This window comes from Limnohabitans curvus (genome assembly GCF_003063475.1).
GTDB classification, from domain to species: domain Bacteria; phylum Pseudomonadota; class Gammaproteobacteria; order Burkholderiales; family Burkholderiaceae_C; genus Limnohabitans; species Limnohabitans curvus.
In genome coordinates, this window is the sequence record NZ_NESP01000001.1 from 2,468,419 (window position 1) to 2,492,842 (window position 24,424).

A 24,424-nucleotide genomic window follows, 5' to 3' on the forward strand; every position below is an offset into this window, starting at 1 on the left:
GCTAAACGCCTGCGCCCTTTAGTTGAAGAATCGATACCACTTTGCCTGTAGCCACGCCTTTGAGTAAGGCTACTTCGTTCAAAAGCACTTGGTTGACAGATGCAAGTTTGGCCAAGTCCGCACGCGACTCTGCGAGTTCCTGCCTCAGGGCACGGTTGATCTCTCGCTCACGAACCAGCGCGTCATGCTTGGCATCACGCTGTGTTCGCGTCGCCTTGCCTACCAGCCCTCTGATTTTTTCTGCGAGGTCCGGGTAGGTGTTGTGAATCAAGGCAGGGGTGACCCCGGCCAACTTTGCAACAGCAGAGATGGATACCTTGCCTTGACCAGCCTGCACCTGCGCAATGGCTTGTTGGATTTCATCTACGGTATTTTTTCGGCTGCGAGCCTTGGGGTCACTCATTTGATGTTCCATTCAGATTTGAGGTGTCCGGTGTCAGCAGAACACCAAGGTCAACCATCACTTGGTGCGCCCACTGAACGTCACGCTCAGCACGTTGCTTGACCGCCGGGCCAGCATCGTCAATGGCCAACAATTCGGTTTGTTGCTCATAGATGCCTTTCCAGATTTCGGTAAACGACTCATCAATGACACCATTCTTGCAGCCAACGCACCGGGTCGCTTCATACAGACCCGCGCCACCACACCCCTTTTCTTGTGCCAGGCACCATCCGTGGCCCGTGGCGCGGATGTGAACCTGGGCTGCTGTTTCAGCCAACAATGCGGTTCGACTTTTCAGGGTAATCGCACGCGCCTTTTTGATTTCGCGTCCAGCACCGCCGCTCAAGGCCTGATCACCAAGCCAGGACTCAATCAAGTCCACCTTGAACTCGGGCATCTCGTCCAGCACTTCATCGAACAGCGATGCGTCTTGCATCGGGTTAGATGCATACAACTGGGTCATGCTCATGCTGGAATGCTTGAATTGCCATTTGAGAAATACAAGCGAGGCTCGCCCCATGCGCGACTCCACAATATTGCGCGCGTAAGTTCTGCGGCACTGATGGGGTGCCAACTGCCAGTCGGTGCCGGCAGCCTTCGCCAACCTCCGGAATGAGACCTTCGACCCACCATTGGACAGCGCGTCAAAGTGATAGCCTGTTGATTCACTCTGCCCAGACTTGCTAATGCAAAGAAATAATTTTCTAGCGTCTCTCTTCGCCTTTGCCAACCGCAGCATCCGATTCGTTAAGTCCTGATGCGTGGGGTTGCACTCCAGTTCCACAATTTCAAGAGCCAGCTTTTCTTGAAGCGGCTTTGCATAGTGGCTCATCAGATTCAGAACTTTGACCGTGAGCTCGGGTATCAAGAACTCCACCTTGCCTTTTCCCGTTTTATGCTCGGTGGTGGCTACCCAGTGGAATTCAACGCCGTCATTGGGATTGATACCTTGTTTGACCAGTTCTCGCGCTTGCTCACGTTTGGCGCGAATTGCTTCCATATTTAAAGTTGGCCAAGTTCCGCATTGATACCAAGTCAGCTTCTTGTTCCACTTGAATGCGTACTTAAATCGTATGGAGACTTGACTTGAATTTGAAACAACACGCACCTCTCCGTATAGTCCATCGCTGTCACTGAGCGTGTCCCCGCGCCACTCAACTGGGATAGATTTCAGCTCCAATTGCGTCCATTTCTTACCTTTGCCGGATTTTGGGTAACGGGTCATGGATTCGTCCTGTTCATGGCTAGGGGTAAACCGAGGGGTAAACCAAAAAATGCCACTCTATGACGTGAATTGTACGGCCTTGTCATCTTGAGTTTGTTAAACTGTTGATTTATATAGATAAATCACTGCAATGACATTCAAGGATGGTTAAGGATATTTTGTTTTAATTGCATGGGGTGCAAGGGGTCGAAGGTTCGAATCCTTTCACACCGACCAAAAATGACCAAGGGTTAGCAACGCAAGTTGCTAACCCTTTTGTCTTTTCTGGCGTCGTTTAAATCGCTTTAAACAATGTCCACGTGGTGCAGTTCAAACTTGCCCTTCTTTGCATCAGCAAAATAATGTTGCAAGGTTTCTTTGACCGTACGAAACGCAATCTCGTCCCAGGGTATTTCATGCTCGGCAAACAAACGTGCTTCTTGCGTTTCGTGGCCAGGGTCAAACTGGTCGCTGGTGAGTTGTGCGCGGTAAAAGAAATGCACTTGGCCCACGCGTGTGACGTTCATCAGCGTGAACAGCTCTTGCATTTCAAACTGCGCACCGGCTTCTTCTACGGTCTCACGTGCTGCGCCTTGGGCCACAGTTTCGTTGAGTTCCATGAAGCCTGCAGGTAGCGTCCATTTGCCAAAGCGCGGTTCGATGTTGCGTTTGCATAGCAACACCTTGTCACCCCACACCGGCACGGTGCCCACCACGTTGAGTGGGTTTTCGTAGTGGATGGTGTGACAGGCGTTGCACACCGCACGCTCACGCGTGTCGCCATCGTCAGGCACGCGGTAAGTCACCGCGCTGCCGCACGATTTGCAATGTTGGATGAGCGGACGGTGCAGCATGGGTTTAAACCATGCGAACTTTGAGTTCACCCAAGCCGGCCACGGCGCCGACCATGGTGTCGCCGGCCACCACAGCACCCACGCCCTCGGGTGTGCCGGTGTAAATCAAGTCACCGGCTTGCAGCTCCCACGCAGCAGACACGTGCTCGATGGTTTCAGCGATGTTCCAAATGAGTTGGCTCACGCTGCTGCGTTGACGGTCTTGGCCGTTGACTTGCACATAAATCTCAGCGTGGGCCACGTCGCCCGCAAGTGCTGCAGGTGTGATCGGGCCGATCGGCGCGCTGTGGTCAAAGCCTTTGCCAATGCACCAAGGGCGGCCTTGTTTTTTCATGTCGTTTTGCAAGTCGCGACGTGTCATGTCTAAGCCCACGGCGTAGCCGTAGATGTGGCTCATGGCATCCGCTGCTTGGATGTTCTTGCCGCCTTTGCCAATCGCCACCACCAACTCAATTTCGTGGTGCAAGTTTTTGGTGAGGCTGGGGTAGGGCATGTCACCCGTTTCGCCCGCATTGACCACCAGCACGCTGTCAGCGGGCTTCATGAAGAAGAAGGGCGGTTCGCGGCCTGTGAAGCCCATCTCTTTGGCGTGCTCTTCGTAGTTGCGTCCCACGCAGTAAATGCGGTGCACAGGAAAACGTGCCGCTTTGCCCACCACGGGCACAGACACAACGGGCGTAGGTTCAAACGCGTAACTCATGGTGGTCTCCAGTTGAAAAGGCTTAGCCTTGTGATTTGCTCACGAGTTCAAAGTGCTCTACCACTGGTGGCTGGGCAAAGAAGGGACCCACGATAGCGCGCCACTCGCCGAAGGCGGGCGACTCGCGAAAGTCCACGGTGTGGTTCTCAAGCGTGGTCCAAAAGATTTGCAGCACATAGCGCTCGGGCGACTCAATGCCGCGGTTGATTTTGTAGCCTTCAAAGCCTTTGGCTTTGGCGATGACGGTGTCCACGCCACGCTGAATGGCTTCGTCAAATGCAGCTTGTTGACCGGGTTGAATGCGGATGTCGGCGAGTTCGAGAATCATGGTGTGTGTCTTGCAAGTTAAAACTGAGCCCAAGTCTACCGTCACCGCGCCCAGCCAAGCGTCGCATTCGGGATATCCTTTCGCCTTATGAGTCACACATCCAATTCAACTACGCCGCCTTTGTTTTGGCCCATGGATTGGGCGTTGCCTGCAGGTGTGCAGGCGGTGTGTACCACACGTTTAGGCGGTGTGTCGCAGGCGCCATTTGATGGCTTTAATTTGGGCGATCATGTGCAAGACGACCCGCAAGCCGTGGCGCAAAACCGTGCTTTGCTACAAGCCCAGTTGGGTGGCGCGCGAGCCGTGTTCTTAAGCCAAGTGCATGGTGTGGATGTGGCTCAGCTCAACATCGCAACGCCCGATGGAACGCATGCCGATGCATGCGTCACGCAAGAGTCCCGAGTGGCGTGCACCATCATGGTGGCTGATTGCTTGCCTTTGTTGTTCACCGATGCGTCGGGCCACGTTGTAGCGGCTGCACATGCGGGCTGGCGTGGGTTGGCTGCCGGTGTGATTGAACAAACGGTGCGTGCCGTGTGTGAAGCCGCAGGCGTTGTCCCTGCGCAGGTACGTGTGTGGTTGGGTCCTTGCATTGGGCCGGAGGTGTTTGAAGTGGGCGACGATGTGCGTATGGCGTTCACCGCACAGGGAGACGCATCTGATGCTGAGCGCTATTTCAAACCGCATCCCACGCACGCGGGCAAGTGGCTGGCTGACCTCGCTGGCCTAGCGCGCATGCGTTTGCAGGCCTTAGGTGTCACTTCAGTGGCGGGTAACGACAGTGCGCCCGAGTGGTGCACTGTGTCGCAGCGTTCAAGGCTCTTTTCGTTCAGGCGCGATGGTGTGACCGGACGCTTCGCCGTGTGCATCTGGCGCAACTGACGCGCGGGCATTGTCGGCGGGTTGTATACCGTTTTCTGCTTGCAGTTGTGCGCGCTCAGCCTCTTGTTTGGCCTTGATGGCTCTGCGTCTGGCGGGGCTGCCCATGATGTAGCCCACCACGCTCATGGGCAGCAGACCATACAGCAAGAAAGTAAACACTGCGCCGAGCAAAGAGCCCACAGGGCTTGTCGCTTCGGCCACTGCCATCATGAAAGCCACGTAAATCCACGCGATCAGGACTAAATACATCTAGGGGTTTTCGCTTGAGTTTGATGTCTGTCAGAAATTCGAAGGGAATTCGCTGACATACTGGAGACAGTTAAAAAGACAACAGCGACTGTATAGGAGATACGCGATGGATCAGAATGCGGCCCTCAAGAGCCTGGGGGATAGCTGGCTCAAAGCTTTGGCCTCATTTCAAACAATCGGTGGAGGAGATGCAAAGACGCCTTCGCTGAGCTTCTCTCCAGACAAACTCGAGGCCTTGCAAAAGCAGTACATCGCTGAAGCCACCGAGCTGTGGAACCAAAGCTTGCACGGCAAGCCTGAGGTGAAAGATCGCCGTTTCAAAGGTGAAGCATGGGGACAAAACCCCATGGCTGCATTTACAGCCGCGGCTTACTTACTCAATACCCGCACCATGATGGCGCTCACCGAAGCCGCCGAAACAGACGCCAAAACCAAAGCCCGTATTCAATTCGCGGTTGAGCAATGGGCCGCAGCCTCTGCCCCCAGCAACTATTTGGCGCTCAACGCCGAAGCGCAACAAAAAGCGATTGAGACCAAGGGTGAAAGCATTTCCAAAGGCATTCAAAACTTGTTGCACGATCTGCAACAAGGCCATGTCTCGATGACCGACGAAAGCTTGTTTGAGGTCGGTAAAAATGTCGCCACCACCGAAGGCAAAGTGGTGTTTGAAAACGAGTTCTTCCAATTGCTCGAATACAAACCGCTCACCGCCAAGGTCTACGAGCGTCCGTTCTTGTTGATTCCTCCTTGCATCAACAAGTTCTACATTCTCGATTTACAGCCCGAAAACTCACTCATTCGTTATGCAGTGAGCCAAGGCCACCGCACATTTGTGGTCAGCTGGCGCAACCCCGATGAGTCGCTGAAGAACACCACGTGGGATGACTATGTGGAGCAGGTGGCGATCAAAGCCATTTCTGTGGTGCAAGAAATTGGTGCCACCAAGCAAATCAATGCTCTGGGTTTTTGTGTTGGTGGAACGATTTTGTCTAATGCACTGGCGGTGTTGGCAGCGCGTGGCGAAAAGCCTGTGGCCAGTGCCACCTTCCTCACCACCTTGATTGACTTCACCGACACCGGCGTGTTGGATGTGTTCATCGACGAAGGATTTGTGAAATACCGCGAAGGCCAGTTTGCCAAAGGTGGCCTGATGAAGGGCAAAGACATGGCGTCGACCTTCAGCTTCTTGCGCCCCAATGATTTGGTGTGGAACTACGTGGTGGGCAACTACCTCAAAGGTGAAACACCGCCACCGTTTGACTTGCTCTACTGGAACAGCGATTCCACCAATTTGCCTGGCCCCATGTATGCCTGGTACTTGCGCAACACCTATCTTGAGAACAACCTCATCAAGCCAGGCAAAACCACCGTGTGTGGCGAGAAAATTGACTTCCGTAAAGTCGATCTTCCCGTGTACATCTACGGTTCGCGCGAAGACCACATCGTGCCGATTGGCGGCGCTTACGCCACCACGCAAGTTTTTCCAGGCAAAAAGCGTTTCGTCATGGGTGCGTCAGGCCACATAGCCGGCGTGATTAACCCGCCTGCAGCCAATAAACGCTGCTTTTGGACGGGCAGCGAGACTACATTTCCTAGCGATGCCAATCAGTGGATTGGCAAAGCCAAAGAACACGCGGGCAGCTGGTGGACCGATTGGTCAACCTGGCTCAAATCGCATGCTGGAAAGCAAATCCTTGCGCCCAAGACATACGGCAAAGGCGCATACAAAGCGATCGAGAACGCCCCCGGCCGCTATGTGAAACAACGCACAAGCAATTAATTTTCAAACCTTTCAAATCATTAGTTGGAGACTTTCATGGAAGACATCGTTATCGTTTCAGCCGCTCGTACTGCCGTAGGTAAATTTGGCGGTTCACTCGCCAAAGTAGCGGCTACCGAGTTGGGCTCAATCGTGATTCGCGAAGCCTTGGCGCGTGCCAAGGTAGACCCCGCCTTGGTAGGCGAAGTGATCATGGGTCAAGTGTTGGCTGCTGGTGCAGGGCAAAACCCAGCCCGCCAAGCCCTCATGAAGTCGGGCATTCCTAACGCAGTACCGGCTTTGACCATCAACGCGGTCTGTGGTTCTGGCCTCAAGGCTGTCATGTTGGCGGCACAGGCTGTCGCTTATGGCGACAGCGACATCGTGGTGGCTGGCGGTCAAGAAAACATGAGCGCTTCAGGCCATGTGCTGTTGGGTTCACGTGATGGCCAACGCATGGGCAACTGGAACATGATTGACACCATGATCGTGGACGGTTTGTGGGACGTTTATAACCAGTACCACATGGGCATCACGGCTGAGAACGTGGCCAAAGAATTTCACATCACCCGTGACATGCAAGACGCTTTGGCTTTGGCGAGCCAACAAAAAGCGTCTGCTGCACAAGATGCTGGCAAATTCAAAGATGAAATCGTCTCGGTCAACATCCCACAACGCAAGGGCGACCCTGTGGTGTTCAATGCCGACGAATACATCAATAAAAAAACCACCGCTGAAGTTTTGGCAGGTTTGCGCCCAGCTTTCGACAAAACAGGTTCTGTGACCGCAGGTAACGCATCTGGCATCAACGACGGCGCTGCCGCTGTGGTGGTGATGACGGCGAAGAAAGCGGCGGCTTTGGGCCTCACACCTTTGGCACGCATTGCCGCTTTTGGCACCAGCGGTTTGGACCCAAAAATCATGGGCATGGGCCCTGTGTCGGCTTCACGCAAAGCTTTGCAACGTGCAGGCTGGAAAGCCTCTGACATTGACTTGTTCGAACTCAACGAAGCATTCGCTGCACAAGCTTGCGCGGTGAATCAGCAGTTGGACATCGACCCAGCCAAGGTCAACGTCAACGGTGGCGCGATTGCCATTGGTCACCCCATCGGCGCATCAGGCTGCCGCATTTTGGTGACCTTGCTGCATGAAATGCAACGCACCAATGCCAAGAAGGGCTTGGCGGCGCTGTGTATCGGTGGCGGCATGGGTGTGTCGTTGGCACTCGAGCGTTGATGCAGCGTTGATTCGCACTTCACTCGAATTCAGATTTCTTTCACTAAAAACTCATAAATCAGGAGACAAAAAATGAGCAAAAAAGTAGCGTACGTCACAGGTGGCATGGGTGGCATCGGAACCGCAATCTGCCAACGTTTGCACAAGGAAGGCTTCACAGTGATCGCCGGTTGCGGCCCAACACGTGACTTCAACAAATGGTTGGATGAGCAAAAAGCTTTGGGTTACACCTTCTACGCCTCTGTGGGCAACGTGGGTGATTGGGATTCCACTGTCGAAGCTTTCACCAAAGCCAAAGCAGAGCACGGCCCGATAGACGTGTTGGTGAACAACGCCGGGATCACCAAGGACCGTATGTTCTTGAAGATGACACGCGAAGATTGGGATGCAGTGATGAACACCAACCTCGATTCGATGTTCAACGTCACCAAGCAAGTGGTGCCAGACATGGTCGAACGTGGCTGGGGCCGCATCATCAACATCTCATCGGTGAACGGTGAAAAAGGCCAAGCGGGTCAAACCAACTACTCGGCTGCCAAGGCCGGTATGCACGGTTTCTCCATGGCTTTGGCCCAAGAGCTGGCCACCAAAGGCGTGACGGTCAACACCGTGTCGCCTGGCTATATCGGTACAGACATGGTCAACGCCATCCGTCCTGACGTGTTGGAAAAGATTGTGGCCACTGTGCCTGTCAAGCGTTTGGGCAAGCCCGCCGAAATCGCGTCCATCATTGCGTGGATGGCCAGCGAAGACGGTGGCTACACCACCGGCGCTGACTTTGCGGTGAACGGCGGTTTGCACATGGGCTAAGCCTGTGCGGAACCCATGAAAAAGCCCGCTTTGAAAGCGGGCTTTTTCACGTCGGGTTGAACCGTTTATTTGTTCAACTTCACCATTTGCATGGCCGAGGCAATCAGGCCAGACACCTCGGTCATGTTGCTGGGCACGATGAGCGTGGTTTTGGCGTCGGAGGCCACTTTGCCATAAGCCTGTACCGCCTGCTCAGCTACTTTGAGCTGCACAGCTTGCTCGCCACCGGGCTGGCGAATGGCGGCGGCAATGCGCTCAATCGCCTGCGCCGTGGCATCGGCCACAGCCGTGATGGAGGCGGCTTCGCCTTGGGCTTTGTTGATGGCAGCTTGCTTCTCGCCTTCCGAGCGGGCGATGAAGGCCTCGCGCTCGCCGGTGGCAATGTTGATTTGCTCTTGGCGGCGGCCTTCAGAGGCCGCAATGAGTGCGCGTTTTTCACGCTCCGCCGTGATTTGCGATTGCATGGCGTGCAAGATTTCTTTGGGAGGCGTGAGGTCTTTGATCTCGTAGCGCAGCACTTTCACGCCCCAGTTGAGCGCGGCTTCGTCAATGGCGGCCACCACTTGCGCATTGATGATGTCGCGCTCTTCAAAGGTCTTGTCGAGTTCGAGTTTGCCAATCACGCTGCGCAAACTGGTTTGTGCCAACTGTGTGACCGCCATGATGTAGTTCGACGAGCCGTAGCTGGCCAAGCGCGGGTCGGTCACTTGGAAATACAAAATGCCGTCGACCTGCAACTGCGTGTTGTCGCGTGTGATGCAAATTTGGCTGGGCACATCGAGTGGAATTTCTTTGAGGCTGTGCTTTTGAATCACGTTGTCGATGAAGGGCACCACAAAGTTCAAGCCGGGGGTGAGGCTGGCGTGGTACTTGCCTAGCCGTTCGACCACCCACGCGTTTTGTTGGGGAACGACCTTGACGGTTTTAACAACGAATAAAACGGCGATGGCTAAAAGGAGGAGAGCGATTTCCATGTGTGACCTTTGGAGAAGTTAGATTTTTTCAAGCACCAAGCGGTTGCCTTGCATCTCGATGATGCGGTGCAAGCCCGGTTCGGGTGTGATGTTTTGCGCGCAAACAGCCGCCCATTGCGTGCCTCGGTGTTTGACTTGGGCTTGGCCTTGCGTGTCCCATGCTTCGACCGTGACAGTTTCGCCAATGTCCAGATGGATGTTGCTGTCTTGCGCATCGTTGCGCGGTGTTTGCTTCACGTTCCACAGCACAACGGCCGCACCTCCGACCGCGGCTGCCGTCACGATTTGCACGGTGAGTGAGCCACCTGCATAGGCTGCCAGTGCAGCGGCGGTCGCGCCTAGCGAAAGCATGAGCAAGTAAAACGTGCCCGTTAGCAGCTCAGCCACCACGAGACCACCTGAGACGAGCCACCATAGGGTTGGGTTATCCATCGTCAAGGCCTTTGAAATGAATGTTTTTCGGTACATCGCCATTGTGCCCAATCTGGCTGCGGCGGCGCGGGATAATTGCGGCATGAATTTTCCTGATGCCGCGTTTTGGCGCACCTCGGTTGCCCCCATGATGGATTGGACGGATCGCCACTGCCGTTACTTTCACCGCTTGCTCAGCCGCAACACCTTGCTCTACACAGAAATGGTCACCACCGGCGCGCTGCGTCACGGAGACACGCAGCGACATTTGCGTTTCAATACCGAAGAGCATCCCATGGCTTTGCAGCTCGGCGGCAGCGACGCGGCTGATTTGGCGCACGGCGCCAAGCTGGGCGAGCAGTGGGGCTACGACGAAATCAACCTCAACTGCGGCTGCCCGTCTGACCGGGTGCAGCGCGGCGCATTTGGTGCGTGCTTGATGAACGAACCACACACCGTGGCCGACGGTGTGAAGGCCATGATGGATGTGGTGAGCGTGCCCGTGACCGTCAAGCACCGCATTGGCATTGATCGCATTGAAAGCTACGACTTTGTGCGCGACTTTGTGGGCACGGTCAGTGATGCCGGTTGCAAGGTGTTCATCGTGCATGCGCGCAACGCGTGGCTCGATGGTTTAAGCCCCAAAGAAAACCGGGAAATTCCACCCCTGCGCTACGAGCTGGGCTATCAGCTGAAAAAAGACTTTCCGAATTTGGTCATTGCGATCAACGGCGGCATCACCACCAATGCCCAAATGACCGAGCACTTGCGGCATGTGGATGGCGTGATGTTGGGGCGTGAGGCGTATTACAACCCTTGGCTTCTGACCACATGGGATGCCGAGTTTTACAGCGATCCTCATGACACCCCCACCCGCGAAGCGGTAGAGGAGGCCATGGTCGCCTACATGGAGCGGGCCAACGCCGAAGACGGTTGCCCTTGGTATCCCATTGCCCGCCACATGCTAGGCCTGTACCACGGTCAACGTGGTGCGCGTTTATGGCGTCAGGTGTGGAGCAACCACAAGCTCAAACCTTTGCCGCCGCGCGACGTGTTGAATATTGCACGTGAGGCCCTGGCCCGCGGCGCAGAAAAGCCCAACGAGATGCCACACGATGCCGTCTGAGTTGGGCACGGTGCGCATGCGCCGTTGGGCGGTGGCGTTGATTTGGCTCATTCCTTTGCTGTGGACGGTCAACATCGTGGTGGCGCGACAGGCGCCGGGTGTCGTGTCAGCCCATGTGTTGGCTTTGGGCCGTTGGGGAATTGCTGGCGCCATCTTGGCGGCGTTCAGTTACCGTGAGCTGTGGGCGCAGCGTGCTTATGTTTGGCAACACCGCTGGCGCTATGTGACCTTGGGCGGGTGCGGCATGTGGATTTGCGGGGCTTGGGTGTACCTGGCGGGTGAGAGCACGGTGGGGATGAATATTTCGCTCATTTATGCATCTTCGCCAGTGTTGATCGCGTTGGGTTCTGTGATTTGGTTGGGTGAGCGATTTTCTAAGCGTCAAATCCTCGGTGTCATTCTGGCCATGACGGGTGTGGTGCATGTGGTGGTGAAAGGTGAGTGGGTGCATTTGTCGAACGTGCACTTAGTGCCTGGCGATTTGTGGATCGTGGCTACTTCTGTGTCATGGGCGGCCTATGCGTTGTTGCAAAAACGCTGGCCTAGTCCGCTGGGTTCAACGGCCCAGTTGGCAGCTGCTTGTATAGGCGGTGTGGCGGTGTTGTTGCCGTTTGCGGTGTGGGAGCTATATCAAGCCAGTACACCAGAAGTTGGTGCACATGCCTTGTGGATGATGGTCGCCACCGCTTTGTTCCCTGGTGTGGGCGCTTATTGGATTTATGGCTGGACACAAAAGATTTTGGGTGCCAGTCGTGTGGCAATGACCTTGTACCTTGGACCGCTTTATACCGCTGCGGTGGCCTGGCTGGTGCTTGACGAGCCTTTGGGGTTACACCACTTGACTGGCGGTGTGTTGATTTTGTCTGGCGTGGCTTTGGTCATGGCCGTGCAGGGCGTCTTAAGTCGCCAAGACGGCCGCGAAGGCTGAGTTAGCTCGCGGCTTCCAAGCCGTTGGCAAAGTGCGCGTTCATGCACTGCACACTCATGGCCACATTGCGCGCCATCAGCGCATCCATGATGGCTTGGTGCTCTTTCAACGACTCTTCCAAACGGCCAGTCTTGAGCAGTGAGTTGTGGCGGTTGAGCTTCATCACCTTGCGCAAGTCAGCCACCATTTGGTCACGCCAACGGTTGTTGGCAATTTCCAGCAATCGCATGTGAAAGCGTTCGTTGATTTCAAAGAACTTTTCGCGGTCAGCCACGGCGGCGGTCAATTCGGCGTGCAGGGCTTGCAAATCTTGCAGTTGTTCAGGCGTTGCATCCTTGGCCACCACGCCTGCGGCATCTGACTCTAGTAAAGAGAGCAGGTGGTACACATCGCGTTGATCTTTTTCATTCACCTCGGTCACGTAGGCACCGCGGCGCACCTTCATGGTGACCAAGCCTTCGGCGGCGAGCACCTTGAGGGCTTCGCGCATGGGGGTGCGGCTGATGCCGTATTCCTCGGCCAAGCGCATCTCGTCAATCCAGCTTCCTGGCTCTAACTCGCTCGCAAAAATGCGCTGACGAAGCAGTTCGGCTACTTCTTCATACAGGGCGCGAGGCGTGAGGGTGACGGCGGACATGGGCTTGAATTGTAAGACTAAATAAGATTTTGCATCAATAATTATGAATGATATGATGCCTAAAGCACATAGCCCATGGGGTTAACCTTGGGTTTGTTTGATAGCTGAAAACACCTTTCACGAGTGATTTGCCATGAGCCAAAAGCCGACCGAATTCAAAAGTGCCAACGCAGAAGCATGGCCAAAATTTTCTGAAAGCAGCCACGAATCGTGGCTGCGTGCCGCGGCTAAATCAGCCCCTGGTGGCGACGTCAGCGCCTTGAATTGGAAGACCTTGGACGGGATCAGCGTCAAACCGCTGTACACCGCCGAAGATACCCAAAACCTTCCCTACGCCAACACCTTGCCTGGCTTTGAGCCGTACTTGCGTGGCCCACAAGCCACTATGTATTCGGTCCGCCCTTGGACGATTCGCCAATACGCAGGCTTCTCGACCGCTGAAGAATCCAACGCGTTCTACCGCAAGGCTTTGGCCGCCGGTGGTCAAGGCGTGTCGGTCGCGTTTGACTTGGCCACCCACCGTGGCTATGACTCAGACCACCCCCGTGTGACAGGCGACGTGGGCAAGGCCGGTGTAGCGATTGACTCGGTGGAAGACATGAAGATTTTGTTCAACGAAATTCCGTTGGACAAAGTGTCGGTCTCCATGACCATGAACGGCGCGGTGCTACCCGTGTTGGCTGGCTACGTGGTGGCCGCCGAAGAGCAGGGTGTGAGCCAAGAGTTGCTGAGCGGCACGATTCAGAATGACATTCTGAAAGAGTTCATGGTGCGCAACACCTACATCTACCCGCCCGAGCCGTCGATGAAGATCATTGGCGACATCATTGGCTACACCGCCAAGCACATGCCCAAGTTCAACTCGATCTCGATTTCGGGTTACCACATGCAAGAGGCGGGTGCCAACCAAGCCTTGGAATTGGCCTTCACCTTGGCCGACGGCAAAGAGTATGTGAAGACGGCCATTGCCTCCGGTTTGGACGTGGATGCCTTCGCTGGCCGCTTGTCGTTCTTCTGGGCGGTGGGCATGAACTTCTATTTGGAAATCGCCAAAATGCGCGCCGCCCGTTTGCTGTGGTGCCGCATCATGAAGGGTTTTGACGCCAAGAACCCCAAGAGCTTGATGCTGCGCACGCACAGCCAAACTTCTGGCTGGTCACTCACCGAGCAAGACCCTTACAACAACGTGGTGCGCACCACCATCGAAGCCATGGCTGCGGTGTTTGGTGGCACGCAGTCGCTGCACACCAACTCGTTTGACGAAGCGATTGCTTTGCCGACTGAGTTTTCCTCGCGCATTGCCCGCAACACACAGCTCATCATTCAAGAAGAGACCCACATCACCAACGTGATCGACCCATGGGCTGGCTCGTACATGATGGAATCGCTCACTCAAGAGATGGCCGACAAAGCGTGGGCCATCATCGAAGAAGTCGAAACCATGGGCGGCATGACCAAAGCCGTTGACAGCGGCTGGGCCAAGCTCAAGATCGAAGCGGCTGCTGCTGAAAAGCAAGCGCGCATCGACTCTGGTAAAGACGTCATCGTGGGCGTGAACAAATACAAGCTCGCCAAAGAAGACCCGATCGAAACCTTGTCCATCGACAACGTGCGTGTGCGCGACGGTCAGATTGAACGTTTGCAAAAAATCAAAGCTACACGCGACTCAGCGAAAGTGCAAGCAGCGTTGGACGCGTTGACTGCCTCTGCCGAAAGCGGCGAAGGCAACTTGCTCGATTTGTCCATCAAGGCCATTCGCCTGCGCGCCACAGTGGGCGAGGTGAGCGATGCGCTTGAAAAAGTATTTGGTCGTCACCGCGCTGACACGCAAAAGGTCACCGGCGTGTACGCGGCTGCGTACGACGATGGCGAAAACGTGGGAGACACCATGGAATATTGGAACCAGCTCAAAGCCGACATCGCCGCATTCGCTGACAAAGAAGGCCGCCGTCCTCGCGTGATGATTTCTAAGCTGGGCCAAGACGGTCACGACCGTGGCGCCAAAGTGGTGGCCACCGCGTTTGCTGACCTCGGCTACGACGTGGACATGGGCCCCTTGTTCCAAACGCCAGAAGAGTGCGCTCGCCAAGCGATTGAAAACGACGTGCACGCCGTGGGTGTGTCCACCCTCGCAGCGGGCCACAAAACCTTGGTGCCCGCCATCATTGCCGAGCTGAAGAAGCAGGGCGCGGACGACATCATCGTGTTCGTGGGCGGCGTGATTCCACGCCAAGACTACGACTTCTTGTACGAAGCGGGCGTCAAAGGCATTTACGGCCCAGGCACCCCCATTCCCGTCAGCGCCAAAGACGTTTTGGAACAAATCAAAAAGGCCATCGGGTGACACCTGAGCAGTTGCTCGACGGTTTGCTGCGCGGCAACGCTGCCGCGCAGCGGCGTGCCATGGCCAAAGCCATCACGCTTTTAGAATCGACCCGCACCGATCACCGAGCCTTGGCCGATGACTTGCTCACGGCCATGCTGCCGCACACGGGCAAGTCGTTTCGATTGGGCATCAGTGGTGTGCCGGGCGTGGGCAAGTCCACCTTCATTGAGGCGCTCGGCCTTTACTTGATTGCTCAGGGCCATCGTGTGGCGGTGCTGACCATTGACCCGTCTTCGACCGTGTCTGGCGGCTCCATCTTGGGTGACAAAACCCGCATGGAGTTTTTAAGCGTGCACGACCAAGCCTACATTCGCCCCAGTCCATCGAGTGGCACTCTGGGTGGTGTGGCCGAAAAAACGCGTGAGTCCATGCTGGTCTGCGAAGCCGCTGGTTACGACGTGGTCATTGTCGAAACTGTGGGCGTGGGCCAAAGTGAAACCGCTGTGGCCAACATGACCGACATGTTTGTGTTGTTGCAATTGCCCAATGCGGGCGACGACTTGCAAGCCATCAAAAAAGGCGTGATGGAGATTGCCGATTTGGTGGTCATCAACAAAGCCGACATCGACGCCACCGCAGCCACGCGCGCGCAACTGCAAATCACCAGTGCCTTGCAATTGCTGGGCATGCACGGTGGCGCTGGCCATGCGCACCGCAACACCGAGGTGTGGCACCCGAAAGTGGTGCAGCTCAGCGCTTTGCTGAACCAAGGGGTGGATGCGTTTTGGGCCGCCGTGTGCGAGTTCAAAGCCTTGCAAACCCAGAACGGCCGCTTTGCAGAGCGCCGCCAACACCAAGCCTTGTCGTGGATGTGGGAGCGCATCGACGCCGGTCTGAAACAAAACTTCCGGGCGCAGCCGCGTGTGCAAACGCTGCTGCCCCAACTCAGCCAGCAAGTCGCTACGGGCCAATTGGCCGCGTCGACGGCTGCCCGTCAACTGCTCGGCGCTTATGAAACGAAAAGTCAAAGCGCTGGGTTAATTTGAAATCTTCCTGGAGAAAAGAGAGCCACCATGCAAGACATCATTGAACAACTGGAAAAAAAGCGCGCTGCGGCCCGCTTGGGCGGCGGGCAAAAGCGCATTGATGCGCAGCACGCCAAAGGCAAGCTCACGGCCCGCGAGCGCATCGAAGTCTTGCTCGACGAAGGCACCTTCGAAGAGTGGGACATGTTCGTCGAACACCGTTGCACCGACTTCGGCATGGAAGACAACAAAATTCCTGGCGACGGCGTGGTCACCGGCTACGGCATGATCAACGGCCGTTTGGTGTTTGTGTTCAGCCAGGACTTCACCGTGTACGGTGGCGCTTTGTCTGAAACACACGCCGAGAAGATTTGCAAAATCATGGACCAAGCCATGAAAGTCGGCGCTCCCGTGATCGGTTTGAACGACTCGGGCGGTGCCCGTATTCAAGAAGGCGTGGCGTCACTCGGCGGTTACGCCGAAGTGTTCCAGCGCAACGTGATGGCCAGCGGTGTGGTTCCCCAGATCAGCATGATCATGGGCCCATCGGCTGGTGGCGCGGTTTATTCGCCCGCGCTGACTGACTTCATCTTCATGGTCAAAGACACGTCTTACATGTTCGTGACCGGCCCCGAAGTGGTCAAAACCGTGACCCACGAAGAAGTGACGGCTGAAGAACTCGGCGGCGCGTTGACCCACACCACCAAGAGTGGTGTGGCCGACATGGCCTTTGAGAACGACGTCGAAGCTTTGTTGATGTTGCGTCGCCTCTACAACTACCTGCCCCTGAACAACCGCGAAAAAGCACCCGTGCGTGCGAGTGGTGACCCCTCCGGCCGCTTGGACATGAGCCTCGACACCTTGGTGCCCGAGAACCCCAACAAAGCGTATGACATGAAGGAACTCATCGTCAAAACCGTGGACGATGGCGACTTTTTTGAGCTGCAACCCGACTACGCCAAGAACATCCTGATCGGCTTTGCCCGCATGGAAGGCCAGACCGTGGGCATCGTGGCCAACCAGCCTTTGGTGCTGGCCGGATGCCTGGACATCAAGAGCTCCATCAAGGCCGCCCGCTTTGTGCGCTTTTGCGATGCGTTCAATATCCCTGTGGTGACGTTTGTGGACGTGCCCGGCTTCATGCCCGGCACCTCACAAGAGTACGGCGGCATTATCAAGCACGGCGCCAAGTTGCTGTACGCGTACGCTGAGTGCACAGTGCCAAAAATCACCGTCATCACCCGCAAGGCCTACGGCGGCGCGTACGACGTGATGGCTTCCAAGCACTTGCGCGGCGACGTGAACTTTGCCTGGCCCAACGCCGAGATCGCGGTCATGGGTGCCAAGGGTGCGGTGGAAATCATCTTCCGCGAAGACAAGGGCGACCCCGAAAAACTGGCGGCCAAAGAAGCCGAATACAAAGCCCGTTTTGCCAACCCGTTTGTGGCCGGCGCACGCGGCTTCATCGACGACGTGATCCAGCCGCACGAGACACGCAAGCGCATCTGCCGCTCGCTGGTCATGCTCAAAGACAAGAAGATTGAAAACCCATGGCGCAAGCACGGGAACATTCCGCTTTAAGCCCGAAGGAGAAGAAGAACATGTTTACCAAAATCCTGATTGCCAACCGTGGCGAAATTGCCTGCCGCGTCATCGCCACTGCCCAAAAGATGGGCATCAAAACCGTGGCCGTTTATTCTGAAGCCGACAAAGAAGCACGCCATGTGATGCTGGCCGACGAAGCCGTGTTGATTGGCCCTGCAGCTTCGCGTGAGTCGTACCTGGTGGCCGACAAAATCATCGCTGCCGCCAAAGCCACCGGCGCGCAAGCGATTCACCCCGGCTACGGCTTCTTGAGCGAGAACGCCGAGTTCTCCAAGCGCTGCGAAGACGAAGGCATCGCCTTCATCGGCCCACGCCACTTCTCGATCGCCGCCATGGGCGACAAGATCGAATCTAAAAAGTTAGCTGGTGCTGCTGGCGTGAGCTGTATTCCTGGCTACAACGATGCCATCGACACCGCCGAACAAGCGGTCGAGATTGCCAAAGGCATTGGTTACCCCGTGATGATCAAGGCCTCGGCCGGCGGCGGTGGCAAGGGCTTGCGTGTGGCCTTCAACGACAAAGAAGCGCTTGAAGGTTTCACGTCTTGCCGCAATGAAGCACGCAACAGTTTTGGCGATGACCGCGTGTTCATCGAAAAATACGTGCTCGAGCCTCGTCACATTGAGATTCAAGTGTTGGGTGACAGCCATGGCAACGTGGTGTATTTGAACGAGCGCGAGTGCTCGATCCAACGCCGTCACCAAAAAGTGATTGAAGAGGCGCCATCGCCGTTCATCAGCGAAGCCACCCGCAAAGCCATGGGCGAACAAGCCGTGGCCTTGGCCAAAGCTGTGAAGTACCAATCTGCCGGTACGGTCGAATTCGTGGTCGGCAAAGACCAAGACTTCTACTTCCTCGAGATGAACACCCGTTTGCAGGTGGAGCATCCCGTGACCGAAGCCATCACGGGCCTCGATTTGGTCGAGATGATGATTCGCGTGGCAGCTGGTGAGAAATTGCCAATCGCGCAAAAAGATGTGCAACGCAATGGCTGGTCCATTGAATGTCGTATCAACGCCGAAGACCCGTTCCGCAATTTCTTGCCATCGACAGGCCGCTTGGTGCGTTTCCAAACGCCCAAACAAACCATGTTCCAAGGTAATACGGCTGACTTGCTTGGTGTGCGTGTAGACACGGGTGTGCAAGATGGCGGTGAAATTCCGATGTTCTATGACTCGATGATCGCCAAGCTCATCGTGCACGGCAAAGACCGCAACGACGCGATTGCCAAAATGCGCGAAGCCTTGAACGGTTTTGTGATTCGCGGCATCAGCTCGAACATCCCGTTCCAAGCCGCTTTGTTGGCGCATCCCAAGTTTGTGTCGGGCGACTTCAACACGGGCTTCATTGCTGAGCAATACAGCAAAGGTTTCCGCGCCGAAGACGTGCCGCATGACGACCACGACTTTTTGGCTGCTTTGGCTGCATTCGTGCGTCGCAAGTCACGCCAACGCGCTGCCAATCTGAGCGGCCAGTTGCCTGGCTACGACGTGCAGATTGGTCAAGACTACGCTGTGGTTGAGTTGGGCCAAGGCGGTGACAACCGTTACGTGCAAGTGCACGTGGACGAGTTCGTGGGCAAGCCGGGTGTGGCGCAAATCACCATCGGTGGCAAAACCTACGCGATTGAAAGCAAGTCACGCTTGAACGACATCCGCATCGAAGGCACTTGCAACGGCAAACCGTTCACGGCACAAATCGAACGCGGCACCTTGAAGAATCCATTGGCTTTGCAAGTGCAACACAACGGCACCCGCATTGAAGCTTTGGTGATGTCTCCACGCATGGCCGAGTTGCACAAGTTGATGCCATTCAAAGCACCACCTGATTTGAGCCGCTATGTGTTGTCGCCCATGCCGGGCTTGTTGGTCGAAGTGTCCGTGACACCTGGCCAAAAAGTGCAAGCGGGTGAGCGCGTGGCTGTGATCGAAGCCATGAAGATGGAAAACGTATTGTTCGCTGCGCAAGACGGCGTGGTCAAACAAGTGGTGGCCGCCAAAGGCGAGTCACTCACGGTTGACCAAATGATTGTGGAGTTCGAATAAATGAGCGCCGCAAGCCGCCCATTCAAAGTACTCGGCATTCAACAAATCGCCATCGGCGGCCCTGACAAGGGCCGTTTGAAGAAGCTTTGGGTTGACATGTTTGGCCTCGAAGTCACGGGCACGTTTCAGAGCGAACGCGAGAACGTGGACGAAGACATTTGCGCGATTGGCGTTGGCCCCTTCAAGGTCGAAGTCGATTTGATGCAACCCATGGACATCGAGAAAAAGCCTGCGGTTCACGCCACGCCGTTGAACCACATCGGTTTGTGGATCGATGACCTGCCCGTGGCTGTGGAGTGGCTCACGGCACAAGGCGTGCGCTTTGCGCCGGGCGGCATCCGCAAGGGCGCTGCTGGCTTTGATATCACCTTCATGCACCCCAAGGCGAATGACGAGTTCCCCATCGGTGGCGAAGGTGTGTTGATTGAGTTGGTGCAAGCCCCGCCTGAAGTGGTGAAGGCTTTCGCGGCCTTGGCAGCTTCGCACGCGTAACGCGAGGCATACGCTTATGGTGATAGCGCTGCTTTCCTAGCTTGGCATGCACTTGCGATGTACTAACAAAAAAAGCCGTGACGTTGTCACGGCTTTTTTATGTCACTTGCTATCAATCTAGTTGAATTATTCGTGCATAGATACCCGCTTGGCCAACACATACGCCAGCAAAGACGCGCAGGTTGCCACGACGGCACACAGCCAATAGTGCGTGACTTGTCCGCTCGGTTCGTTCTGCAGCAGCATGCCGCCAACCCAGGCCGCTACACCCATGGCGAACGATTGCACCGCACCGTTGAGTGACATGAAGGTGCCACGAAATTTAGGATTGGCTGCCGAGGTGAGCAAAGCCATGCCCGGAATCATGCGTGCGTTCATGGCAAAGAACAAAGTGCTGGTGACCAGCAACACCACATACAGCGGCACAGGCTCGATCAGCGTGATGGCAAACATCGGAATGATCGAGAACAGCACTGCGCGTTGAAACGTTTCACGCTTGCCCAAGCGGTCTGTGACGCCGCCCACCCAGCGGCCGCTGAATAGGGTGACCACGCCGCCACAAAAGTACAGCCACGGAATTTCGTTGGGGGCCATCACCTGGTTGTTTTGCAAATACAGCGTGATGTACGGAATGATGGTGAAGGCGGCAAACATCATGGTGGCTGATAACAGCAAGGCCATGCGTTGGTTGGGCTCGCTCAGCACTTGGCCCATGGCGTGCAACACATGTTTGTCTTTGGCGTGGGCCACATGGGCATCTAACTTGGGCACGCTGTAGTTGGCCAACACGCCCACAGCGATGCACATCACACCAATTCCAAAGAAGGCGGTGTGCCAGCCCCAGAGGTTGGCAAACAACAAGCCCGCAGGGACGCCGGCCACGGTGGCCACAGAGAACGACGTCATCACAATGCCGGTGGCGCGACCACGACGCTCGAACGGCACCACATCACCAATGATGGTTTGCGTCATGGTGGACAGCACGCCTCCAAAAAAGCCAGAGGCAATGCGTGCGGCCATCAGCCAGCCATAGGTGGGTGCAATGCCGCAGGCCACGGTGGTGAGGGCGAACAACACATAGAGCGTGAGCAACAAACGCTTGCGGTCAAAGCGGTCAATGAAAGTGGTGGCAAACAAGCCAGACAGGCCCGCCGCCACGGTGTAGGCCGAGACCAACAAACCAAACTCAGCGAAGCTGATGGCAAACAAGCTGGTCAGCTGTGGGCCGAGCGGCATCATGATCATGAAGTCCACGATGTGTGTGAACTGAATGCCGGCGAGCGACAAAAGAAGCAGAAGTTCTCTGCGTGCAGTGAGTTGGGTGTGCATTGAAATGTCAGGTATCGCGGGGAGGGCAGAAGGTGCCCTTGCCGCTGTGTCAGTCAAGCTTTGGTGGCTTGGCGGGCTTTGGCTTTGGCGAGTGCGGCCTCAATGATCGCACGTTTGCGATCGACCTCGGGTGCGTGCTCGGTCCCTTTGGTGTGTGCGGGCAGGTCGGCAAGTTTTTTCACAGCTTTGGCTTGCAAGCGCTCGTCATGTTCTACTGCCTCACGCTTCAAACGGGCAAGGCGTGTGTCGTAGCGCTGACGCGCGAGGTTAGCCAGTTCTTGCGGCCATGAGGCCCAACCGCTGAGGTTGATGTCGATGGGTTCGAGTGAGATGCAGTCCACAGGGCAAGCAGGAATGCAGAGCTCGCAGCCCGTGCAATAACTTTCCACCACGGTGTGCATGCGCTTGTTGGCGCCGATGATTGCATCGGTTGGGCATACCGCAATGCACAGCGTGCAGCCAATGCACCACGCCTCGTCAATGATGGCGATGGTGCGTGGGCCTTCTAAGCCGTTTTCTGGATTCAGGGGAAGGGCGGGCTTGCCGGTGAGGGCAGCCAGCCGTTCAACGCCTTCGGTGCCGCCTGGTGGGCACTGGTTGATGTCAGCCTCGCCTTGGACGATCGCCTCGGCGTAGCGCTGACAGTCAGGGTAGCCACAGCGCGTGCATTGCGTTTGTGGCAGGGCGTTGTTGAGCTGTTCGACCAGACTCACTTTTTAGCAGTAGCGGCTTTTTTAGCTGCAGGCTTGGCCGTCGCTTTGACGGGGGCGGCCTTCTTCGCAACGGGGGGTGCTTTCTTGGCTACAACTTTAGCTTTGGGCTTGGCGGTCGATTTGCCTTGGCCCTTGTTGTGCTCCAAGATGAAGCTCTTGACGTGTGGGTACACCACTTCGCGCCAACGGCGACCACTGAAGATGCCGTAGTGACCGGCACCTTTGGCTTCCAAGTGGTGATGCTCTTGGCGAACGATGCCACTGCACAGCTTGTGTGCGGCTTCGGTTTGGCCGGAGCCAGAGATGTCGTCCAACTCACCTTCCACGGTCAACAGTGCCGTGGTGCGAATGTCTTGCGGGCGCACCAACTCAAGCTTGCCTTGTGGATTTTTAATTTCCCATGTGCCGCGCACCAGCTTGAAATCTTGGAACACCGTGTTGATGGTTTCCAAGTAGTAATCAGCGTCCATGTCGAGCACGGCGTTGTACTCGTCATAAAAATCGCGGTGTGAGTCAACGCTGGAGTTGTCACCTTTGATCAAGTCTTTGAAGTAGTCGTAATGGCTCTTCAAGTGGCGATCGGGGTTCATGGCCACGAAGCCGGTGTGTTGCAAGAAGCCGGGGTACACACGGCGGCCTGCACCTGGAAAGCTGTCTGGCACGCGGTAGATCACGTTGTTTTCAAACCAGCTGTGGCTCTTGTTCATGGCCAAGTTGTTCACGGCTGTGGGGGATTTGGTCGCGTCAATCGGGCCACCCATCATGGTCATGGTGATGGGTGTTTTCTCACCACGGCTGGCCATCAGTGACACAGCAGCCAACACCGGCACGGTGGGCTGGCACACGCTCATGATGTGGCAGTTGCCGTACTTGGATTGCAAATCACGGATGAACTCTTGCACGTAGTTCACATAGTCGTCGAGGTGGAATTCACCTTCGCTCAGGGGTACCAAGCGTGCGTTTTTCCAATCGGTGACATAGACCTTGTGGTCTTTGAGCATGGTGCGCACGGTGTCGCGCAACAAGGTGGCGTAGTGGCCAGACAAAGGCGCCACGATCAACACCACAGGTTGTGCTTTGAGTTTGGTCAGCGTGGCCGCGTCGTCGGTGAAACGTTTGAAACGGCGCAGCTCACAGAAAGGCTTGTCCATTTCGATGCGTTCGTGGATGGCCACGTCCATGCCTTCAACCTGCACAGATTTGATGCCAAATTGCGGCTTTTCGTAGTCTTTTCCCAGGCGATAGAGCAAGTCATAACCGGCGGACACACGCTGCGCCATAGGGTTCTGGGCCATGGGCGAGTTGGTTTGACCATAAAGCTTGGAAGCGGCCTGCGCAAAGTCTGCGAACGGCTCCATCAGGCTACGTTGTGTTTCGAAGATTTGGTAAAGCATGGTTTTGTCTTAATAATGTTGCAGCGCAATATAGCAGCTGTTAATGGGTTGAAAATGGAGTCTGTCCCCCAATTTACTTTTGACAACCATTTGTCCTAGACCTTGATGACCACTTCCACACCAGTCTCTCGTATGCCCGTTCTTTTTGTGGGGCACGGCAGTCCCATGAACGTGATTGAGGACAGTCCTTTCCGCCGTGCATGGCAAGCTTTGGGGGCCGAGTTTGGCTCCCGTTGGCCCAAACCCAAACTTATTTTGTGCATCTCTGCGCACTGGATCACACCTGGCTGGTGGATGACGGGCATGGCCCAGCCCAAAACGATCCATGACTTTGGTGGTTTTCCGCAAGAACTGTTTGACCAGCAATACCCGGCACCCGGTGCCCCCGAGTGGGTGGCACAAACTGCGCAGCAATTGCGTCAGCCACACAGCGGTCAGCCTGTGGGCGTGGATTTGACCGAGTGGGGCTTGGACCATGGCGCATGGAGCGTGCTCAAACCCATGTTTCCTGCGGCGGATATTCCCGTGGTGCAACTGAGCATGGATTACCACCGTCCACCGGCAGAGCACTTTGCGCTGGGCCAACAACTGCGCGCCTTGCGAGAGCAGGGCGTGCTCATCCTGGCCAGTGGCAACACCGTGCACAACCTGCGCACCATGAATCGCTCAGCCGCCGACAACCAAGCCTATGACTGGGCGATTGCGTTTGACCAATGGGTGACTGAGCAAATCACCTCGGGCCACTTAGAGGCTTTGGTGGACTTTCAGGCCCAAGGCGACACCGCGAAGATGTCGCATCCCAGCTACGACCATTTTTTGCCTTTGCTCTACGCTGCAGGTGCAGCAGAAGCGGGCGAGCCGGTTGAGTTCTTCAACGAGGGCTATCAGCTGGCGTCCATCGCCATGCGATCGGTGATTTGGGGTTGAGTTCAGTCCAGTTGAATGTGGGCTGCGC

Annotated in this window: 24 protein-coding genes; 12 read left to right on the forward strand and 12 right to left on the reverse strand. The window is 56.0% G+C overall.

Annotation, left to right across the window (positions count from 1 at the left end; genetic code table 11):
* Position 1: 1 nt before the first annotated feature.
* From B9Z44_RS12425 to B9Z44_RS12445, 5 genes are all read right to left on the reverse strand, one after another.
* On the reverse strand, positions 2-403 hold the full coding sequence (locus B9Z44_RS12425) for a TetR family transcriptional regulator (RefSeq protein ID WP_245912816.1): 402 nt from the start codon (positions 401-403) through the stop codon (positions 2-4).
* Positions 396-1,667, reverse strand: coding sequence for an integrase family protein (locus tag B9Z44_RS15275; protein ID WP_211308710.1), 1,272 nt, complete (start codon positions 1,665-1,667; stop codon positions 396-398). The genes B9Z44_RS12425 and B9Z44_RS15275 overlap by 8 nt, the downstream gene beginning before the upstream one ends.
* Before the next feature lie 284 nt (positions 1,668-1,951).
* Positions 1,952-2,500, reverse strand: a complete 549-nt coding sequence (locus tag B9Z44_RS12435; RefSeq protein WP_108358948.1) for an NUDIX hydrolase — start codon at positions 2,498-2,500, stop codon at positions 1,952-1,954.
* A gap of 4 nt (positions 2,501-2,504) precedes the next feature.
* Complete coding sequence (locus tag B9Z44_RS12440) at positions 2,505-3,200, reverse strand: fumarylacetoacetate hydrolase family protein (protein ID WP_108358947.1); 696 nt, start codon at positions 3,198-3,200, stop codon at positions 2,505-2,507.
* Between the two features lie 22 nt (positions 3,201-3,222).
* Complete coding sequence (locus tag B9Z44_RS12445) at positions 3,223-3,528, reverse strand: antibiotic biosynthesis monooxygenase family protein (protein WP_108358946.1); 306 nt, start codon at positions 3,526-3,528, stop codon at positions 3,223-3,225.
* Positions 3,529-3,615: 87 nt separating this feature from the next.
* Between B9Z44_RS12445 and pgeF the strand changes: the two genes are divergently transcribed.
* Positions 3,616-4,410, forward strand: a complete 795-nt coding sequence (gene pgeF / locus B9Z44_RS12450) for a peptidoglycan editing factor PgeF (RefSeq protein WP_108402580.1) — start codon at positions 3,616-3,618, stop codon at positions 4,408-4,410.
* Here the strand turns inward: pgeF and B9Z44_RS12455 are convergent.
* A complete protein-coding gene (locus B9Z44_RS12455) occupies positions 4,342-4,659 on the reverse strand; it encodes a hypothetical protein (RefSeq protein WP_108402581.1) in 318 nt (105 codons plus the stop codon). The genes pgeF and B9Z44_RS12455 overlap by 69 nt on opposite strands.
* A 106-nt stretch (positions 4,660-4,765) precedes the next feature.
* On the opposite strand from B9Z44_RS12455, the gene B9Z44_RS12460 reads away from it, so the two are divergent.
* From B9Z44_RS12460 to phbB, 3 genes are all read left to right on the forward strand, one after another.
* On the forward strand, positions 4,766-6,439 hold the full coding sequence (locus tag B9Z44_RS12460; RefSeq protein WP_108402582.1) for a PHA/PHB synthase family protein: 1,674 nt from the start codon (positions 4,766-4,768) through the stop codon (positions 6,437-6,439).
* A 36-nt stretch (positions 6,440-6,475) separates the two neighbouring features.
* Positions 6,476-7,654 carry an acetyl-CoA C-acetyltransferase gene (locus B9Z44_RS12465; RefSeq protein WP_108358942.1) on the forward strand — a complete coding sequence of 393 codons (1,179 nt, stop codon included), beginning with the start codon at positions 6,476-6,478 and terminating at the stop codon, positions 7,652-7,654.
* 72 nt (positions 7,655-7,726) lie between these two features.
* Positions 7,727-8,464, forward strand: a complete 738-nt coding sequence (gene phbB, locus B9Z44_RS12470) for an acetoacetyl-CoA reductase (RefSeq protein WP_108358941.1) — start codon at positions 7,727-7,729, stop codon at positions 8,462-8,464.
* Between the two features lie 65 nt (positions 8,465-8,529).
* Here phbB and B9Z44_RS12475 read toward each other — a convergent pair whose 3' ends face one another.
* The gene (locus tag B9Z44_RS12475; RefSeq protein WP_108358940.1) at positions 8,530-9,438 is read right to left on the reverse strand and encodes an SPFH domain-containing protein; all 909 of its coding nucleotides are present in this window, start codon (positions 9,436-9,438) and stop codon (positions 8,530-8,532) included.
* 18 nt (positions 9,439-9,456) lie between these two features.
* On the reverse strand, positions 9,457-9,870 hold the full coding sequence (locus tag B9Z44_RS12480) for an NfeD family protein (protein WP_108358939.1): 414 nt from the start codon (positions 9,868-9,870) through the stop codon (positions 9,457-9,459).
* An 82-nt stretch (positions 9,871-9,952) separates the two neighbouring features.
* Here B9Z44_RS12480 and dusA point away from each other — a divergent pair, with 82 nt between their 5' ends.
* Both dusA and B9Z44_RS12490 read left to right on the forward strand, forming a co-directional pair.
* The gene (gene dusA / locus B9Z44_RS12485) at positions 9,953-10,975 is read left to right on the forward strand and encodes a tRNA dihydrouridine(20/20a) synthase DusA (protein ID WP_108402583.1); all 1,023 of its coding nucleotides are present in this window, start codon (positions 9,953-9,955) and stop codon (positions 10,973-10,975) included.
* Positions 10,965-11,903 carry a DMT family transporter gene (locus B9Z44_RS12490; protein WP_108402584.1) on the forward strand — a complete coding sequence of 313 codons (939 nt, stop codon included), beginning with the start codon at positions 10,965-10,967 and terminating at the stop codon, positions 11,901-11,903. Before dusA ends, B9Z44_RS12490 begins: the two co-directional genes overlap by 11 nt.
* 1 nt (position 11,904) lies before the next feature.
* Here B9Z44_RS12490 and B9Z44_RS12495 read toward each other — a convergent pair whose 3' ends face one another.
* The gene (locus B9Z44_RS12495) at positions 11,905-12,540 is read right to left on the reverse strand and encodes a GntR family transcriptional regulator (protein ID WP_108402585.1); all 636 of its coding nucleotides are present in this window, start codon (positions 12,538-12,540) and stop codon (positions 11,905-11,907) included.
* Positions 12,541-12,673: 133 nt separating this feature from the next.
* Between B9Z44_RS12495 and scpA the strand changes: the two genes are divergently transcribed.
* Genes scpA through B9Z44_RS12520 form a run of 5 tightly spaced genes read left to right on the forward strand, consistent with a single transcriptional unit; the run spans position 12,674 to position 20,033 of the window.
* Complete coding sequence (gene scpA, locus B9Z44_RS12500; RefSeq protein WP_108402586.1) at positions 12,674-14,884, forward strand: methylmalonyl-CoA mutase; 2,211 nt, start codon at positions 12,674-12,676, stop codon at positions 14,882-14,884.
* Entirely contained in the window at positions 14,881-15,912 is a 1,032-nt protein-coding gene (gene meaB, locus B9Z44_RS12505; RefSeq protein WP_108402587.1) for a methylmalonyl Co-A mutase-associated GTPase MeaB, read from the forward strand. The genes scpA and meaB overlap by 4 nt, the downstream gene beginning before the upstream one ends.
* A 27-nt stretch (positions 15,913-15,939) precedes the next feature.
* On the forward strand, positions 15,940-17,472 hold the full coding sequence (locus B9Z44_RS12510; protein ID WP_108402588.1) for an acyl-CoA carboxylase subunit beta: 1,533 nt from the start codon (positions 15,940-15,942) through the stop codon (positions 17,470-17,472).
* Between the two features lie 20 nt (positions 17,473-17,492).
* Positions 17,493-19,541: an acetyl-CoA carboxylase biotin carboxylase subunit gene (locus tag B9Z44_RS12515; RefSeq protein ID WP_108402589.1), complete on the forward strand. Its 2,049-nt coding sequence runs from the start codon at positions 17,493-17,495 to the stop codon at positions 19,539-19,541.
* Complete coding sequence (locus B9Z44_RS12520) at positions 19,542-20,033, forward strand: VOC family protein (protein ID WP_108358932.1); 492 nt, start codon at positions 19,542-19,544, stop codon at positions 20,031-20,033. It begins immediately after the preceding gene.
* 126 nt (positions 20,034-20,159) lie between these two features.
* On the opposite strand, the gene B9Z44_RS12525 is transcribed toward B9Z44_RS12520, so the two are convergent.
* Genes B9Z44_RS12525 through B9Z44_RS12535 form a run of 3 tightly spaced genes read right to left on the reverse strand, consistent with a single transcriptional unit; the run spans position 20,160 to position 23,469 of the window.
* Complete coding sequence (locus B9Z44_RS12525) at positions 20,160-21,362, reverse strand: MFS transporter (RefSeq protein WP_108358931.1); 1,203 nt, start codon at positions 21,360-21,362, stop codon at positions 20,160-20,162.
* Between the two features lie 53 nt (positions 21,363-21,415).
* Positions 21,416-22,075, reverse strand: coding sequence for an electron transport complex subunit RsxB (gene rsxB / locus B9Z44_RS12530; RefSeq protein WP_108358930.1), 660 nt, complete (start codon positions 22,073-22,075; stop codon positions 21,416-21,418).
* Positions 22,072-23,469, reverse strand: coding sequence for a polyhydroxyalkanoate depolymerase (locus B9Z44_RS12535; RefSeq protein ID WP_108358929.1), 1,398 nt, complete (start codon positions 23,467-23,469; stop codon positions 22,072-22,074). Before B9Z44_RS12535 ends, rsxB begins: the two co-directional genes overlap by 4 nt.
* Positions 23,470-23,574: 105 nt before the next feature.
* Here B9Z44_RS12535 and ygiD point away from each other — a divergent pair, with 105 nt between their 5' ends.
* Positions 23,575-24,396 (forward strand): 4,5-DOPA-extradiol-dioxygenase, encoded by an 822-nt coding sequence (gene ygiD / locus B9Z44_RS12540; RefSeq protein ID WP_108358928.1) that lies wholly within the window; start codon positions 23,575-23,577, stop codon positions 24,394-24,396.
* Positions 24,397-24,424: the final 28 nt, after the last annotated feature.

What these genes read in the sequence shown, in the direction of transcription:
- B9Z44_RS12515 (WP_108402589.1), top strand. Translation starts at nt 17,493, where the DNA reads ATGTTTACCAAAATCCTGATTGCCAACCGTGGCGAAATTGCCTGCCGC.
- B9Z44_RS12425 (WP_245912816.1), bottom strand. Translation starts at nt 403, where the DNA reads ATGAGTGACCCCAAGGCTCGCAGCCGAAAAAATACCGTAGATGAAATC.
- ygiD (WP_108358928.1), top strand. Translation starts at nt 23,575, where the DNA reads ATGACCACTTCCACACCAGTCTCTCGTATGCCCGTTCTTTTTGTGGGG.
- B9Z44_RS12535 (WP_108358929.1), bottom strand. Translation starts at nt 23,469, where the DNA reads ATGCTTTACCAAATCTTCGAAACACAACGTAGCCTGATGGAGCCGTTC.
- B9Z44_RS12445 (WP_108358946.1), bottom strand. Translation starts at nt 3,528, where the DNA reads ATGATTCTCGAACTCGCCGACATCCGCATTCAACCCGGTCAACAAGCT.
- B9Z44_RS12490 (WP_108402584.1), top strand. Translation starts at nt 10,965, where the DNA reads ATGCCGTCTGAGTTGGGCACGGTGCGCATGCGCCGTTGGGCGGTGGCG.
- B9Z44_RS12465 (WP_108358942.1), top strand. Translation starts at nt 6,476, where the DNA reads ATGGAAGACATCGTTATCGTTTCAGCCGCTCGTACTGCCGTAGGTAAA.
- B9Z44_RS12480 (WP_108358939.1), bottom strand. Translation starts at nt 9,870, where the DNA reads ATGGATAACCCAACCCTATGGTGGCTCGTCTCAGGTGGTCTCGTGGTG.
- B9Z44_RS12455 (WP_108402581.1), bottom strand. Translation starts at nt 4,659, where the DNA reads ATGTATTTAGTCCTGATCGCGTGGATTTACGTGGCTTTCATGATGGCA.
- B9Z44_RS12525 (WP_108358931.1), bottom strand. Translation starts at nt 21,362, where the DNA reads ATGCACACCCAACTCACTGCACGCAGAGAACTTCTGCTTCTTTTGTCG.
- B9Z44_RS12440 (WP_108358947.1), bottom strand. Translation starts at nt 3,200, where the DNA reads ATGAGTTACGCGTTTGAACCTACGCCCGTTGTGTCTGTGCCCGTGGTG.
- B9Z44_RS12475 (WP_108358940.1), bottom strand. Translation starts at nt 9,438, where the DNA reads ATGGAAATCGCTCTCCTCCTTTTAGCCATCGCCGTTTTATTCGTTGTT.
- B9Z44_RS12460 (WP_108402582.1), top strand. Translation starts at nt 4,766, where the DNA reads ATGGATCAGAATGCGGCCCTCAAGAGCCTGGGGGATAGCTGGCTCAAA.
- scpA (WP_108402586.1), top strand. Translation starts at nt 12,674, where the DNA reads ATGAGCCAAAAGCCGACCGAATTCAAAAGTGCCAACGCAGAAGCATGG.
- pgeF (WP_108402580.1), top strand. Translation starts at nt 3,616, where the DNA reads ATGAGTCACACATCCAATTCAACTACGCCGCCTTTGTTTTGGCCCATG.
- B9Z44_RS12520 (WP_108358932.1), top strand. Translation starts at nt 19,542, where the DNA reads ATGAGCGCCGCAAGCCGCCCATTCAAAGTACTCGGCATTCAACAAATC.
- B9Z44_RS12495 (WP_108402585.1), bottom strand. Translation starts at nt 12,540, where the DNA reads ATGTCCGCCGTCACCCTCACGCCTCGCGCCCTGTATGAAGAAGTAGCC.
- B9Z44_RS15275 (WP_211308710.1), bottom strand. Translation starts at nt 1,667, where the DNA reads ATGACCCGTTACCCAAAATCCGGCAAAGGTAAGAAATGGACGCAATTG.
- phbB (WP_108358941.1), top strand. Translation starts at nt 7,727, where the DNA reads ATGAGCAAAAAAGTAGCGTACGTCACAGGTGGCATGGGTGGCATCGGA.
- B9Z44_RS12435 (WP_108358948.1), bottom strand. Translation starts at nt 2,500, where the DNA reads ATGCTGCACCGTCCGCTCATCCAACATTGCAAATCGTGCGGCAGCGCG.
- B9Z44_RS12510 (WP_108402588.1), top strand. Translation starts at nt 15,940, where the DNA reads ATGCAAGACATCATTGAACAACTGGAAAAAAAGCGCGCTGCGGCCCGC.
- dusA (WP_108402583.1), top strand. Translation starts at nt 9,953, where the DNA reads ATGAATTTTCCTGATGCCGCGTTTTGGCGCACCTCGGTTGCCCCCATG.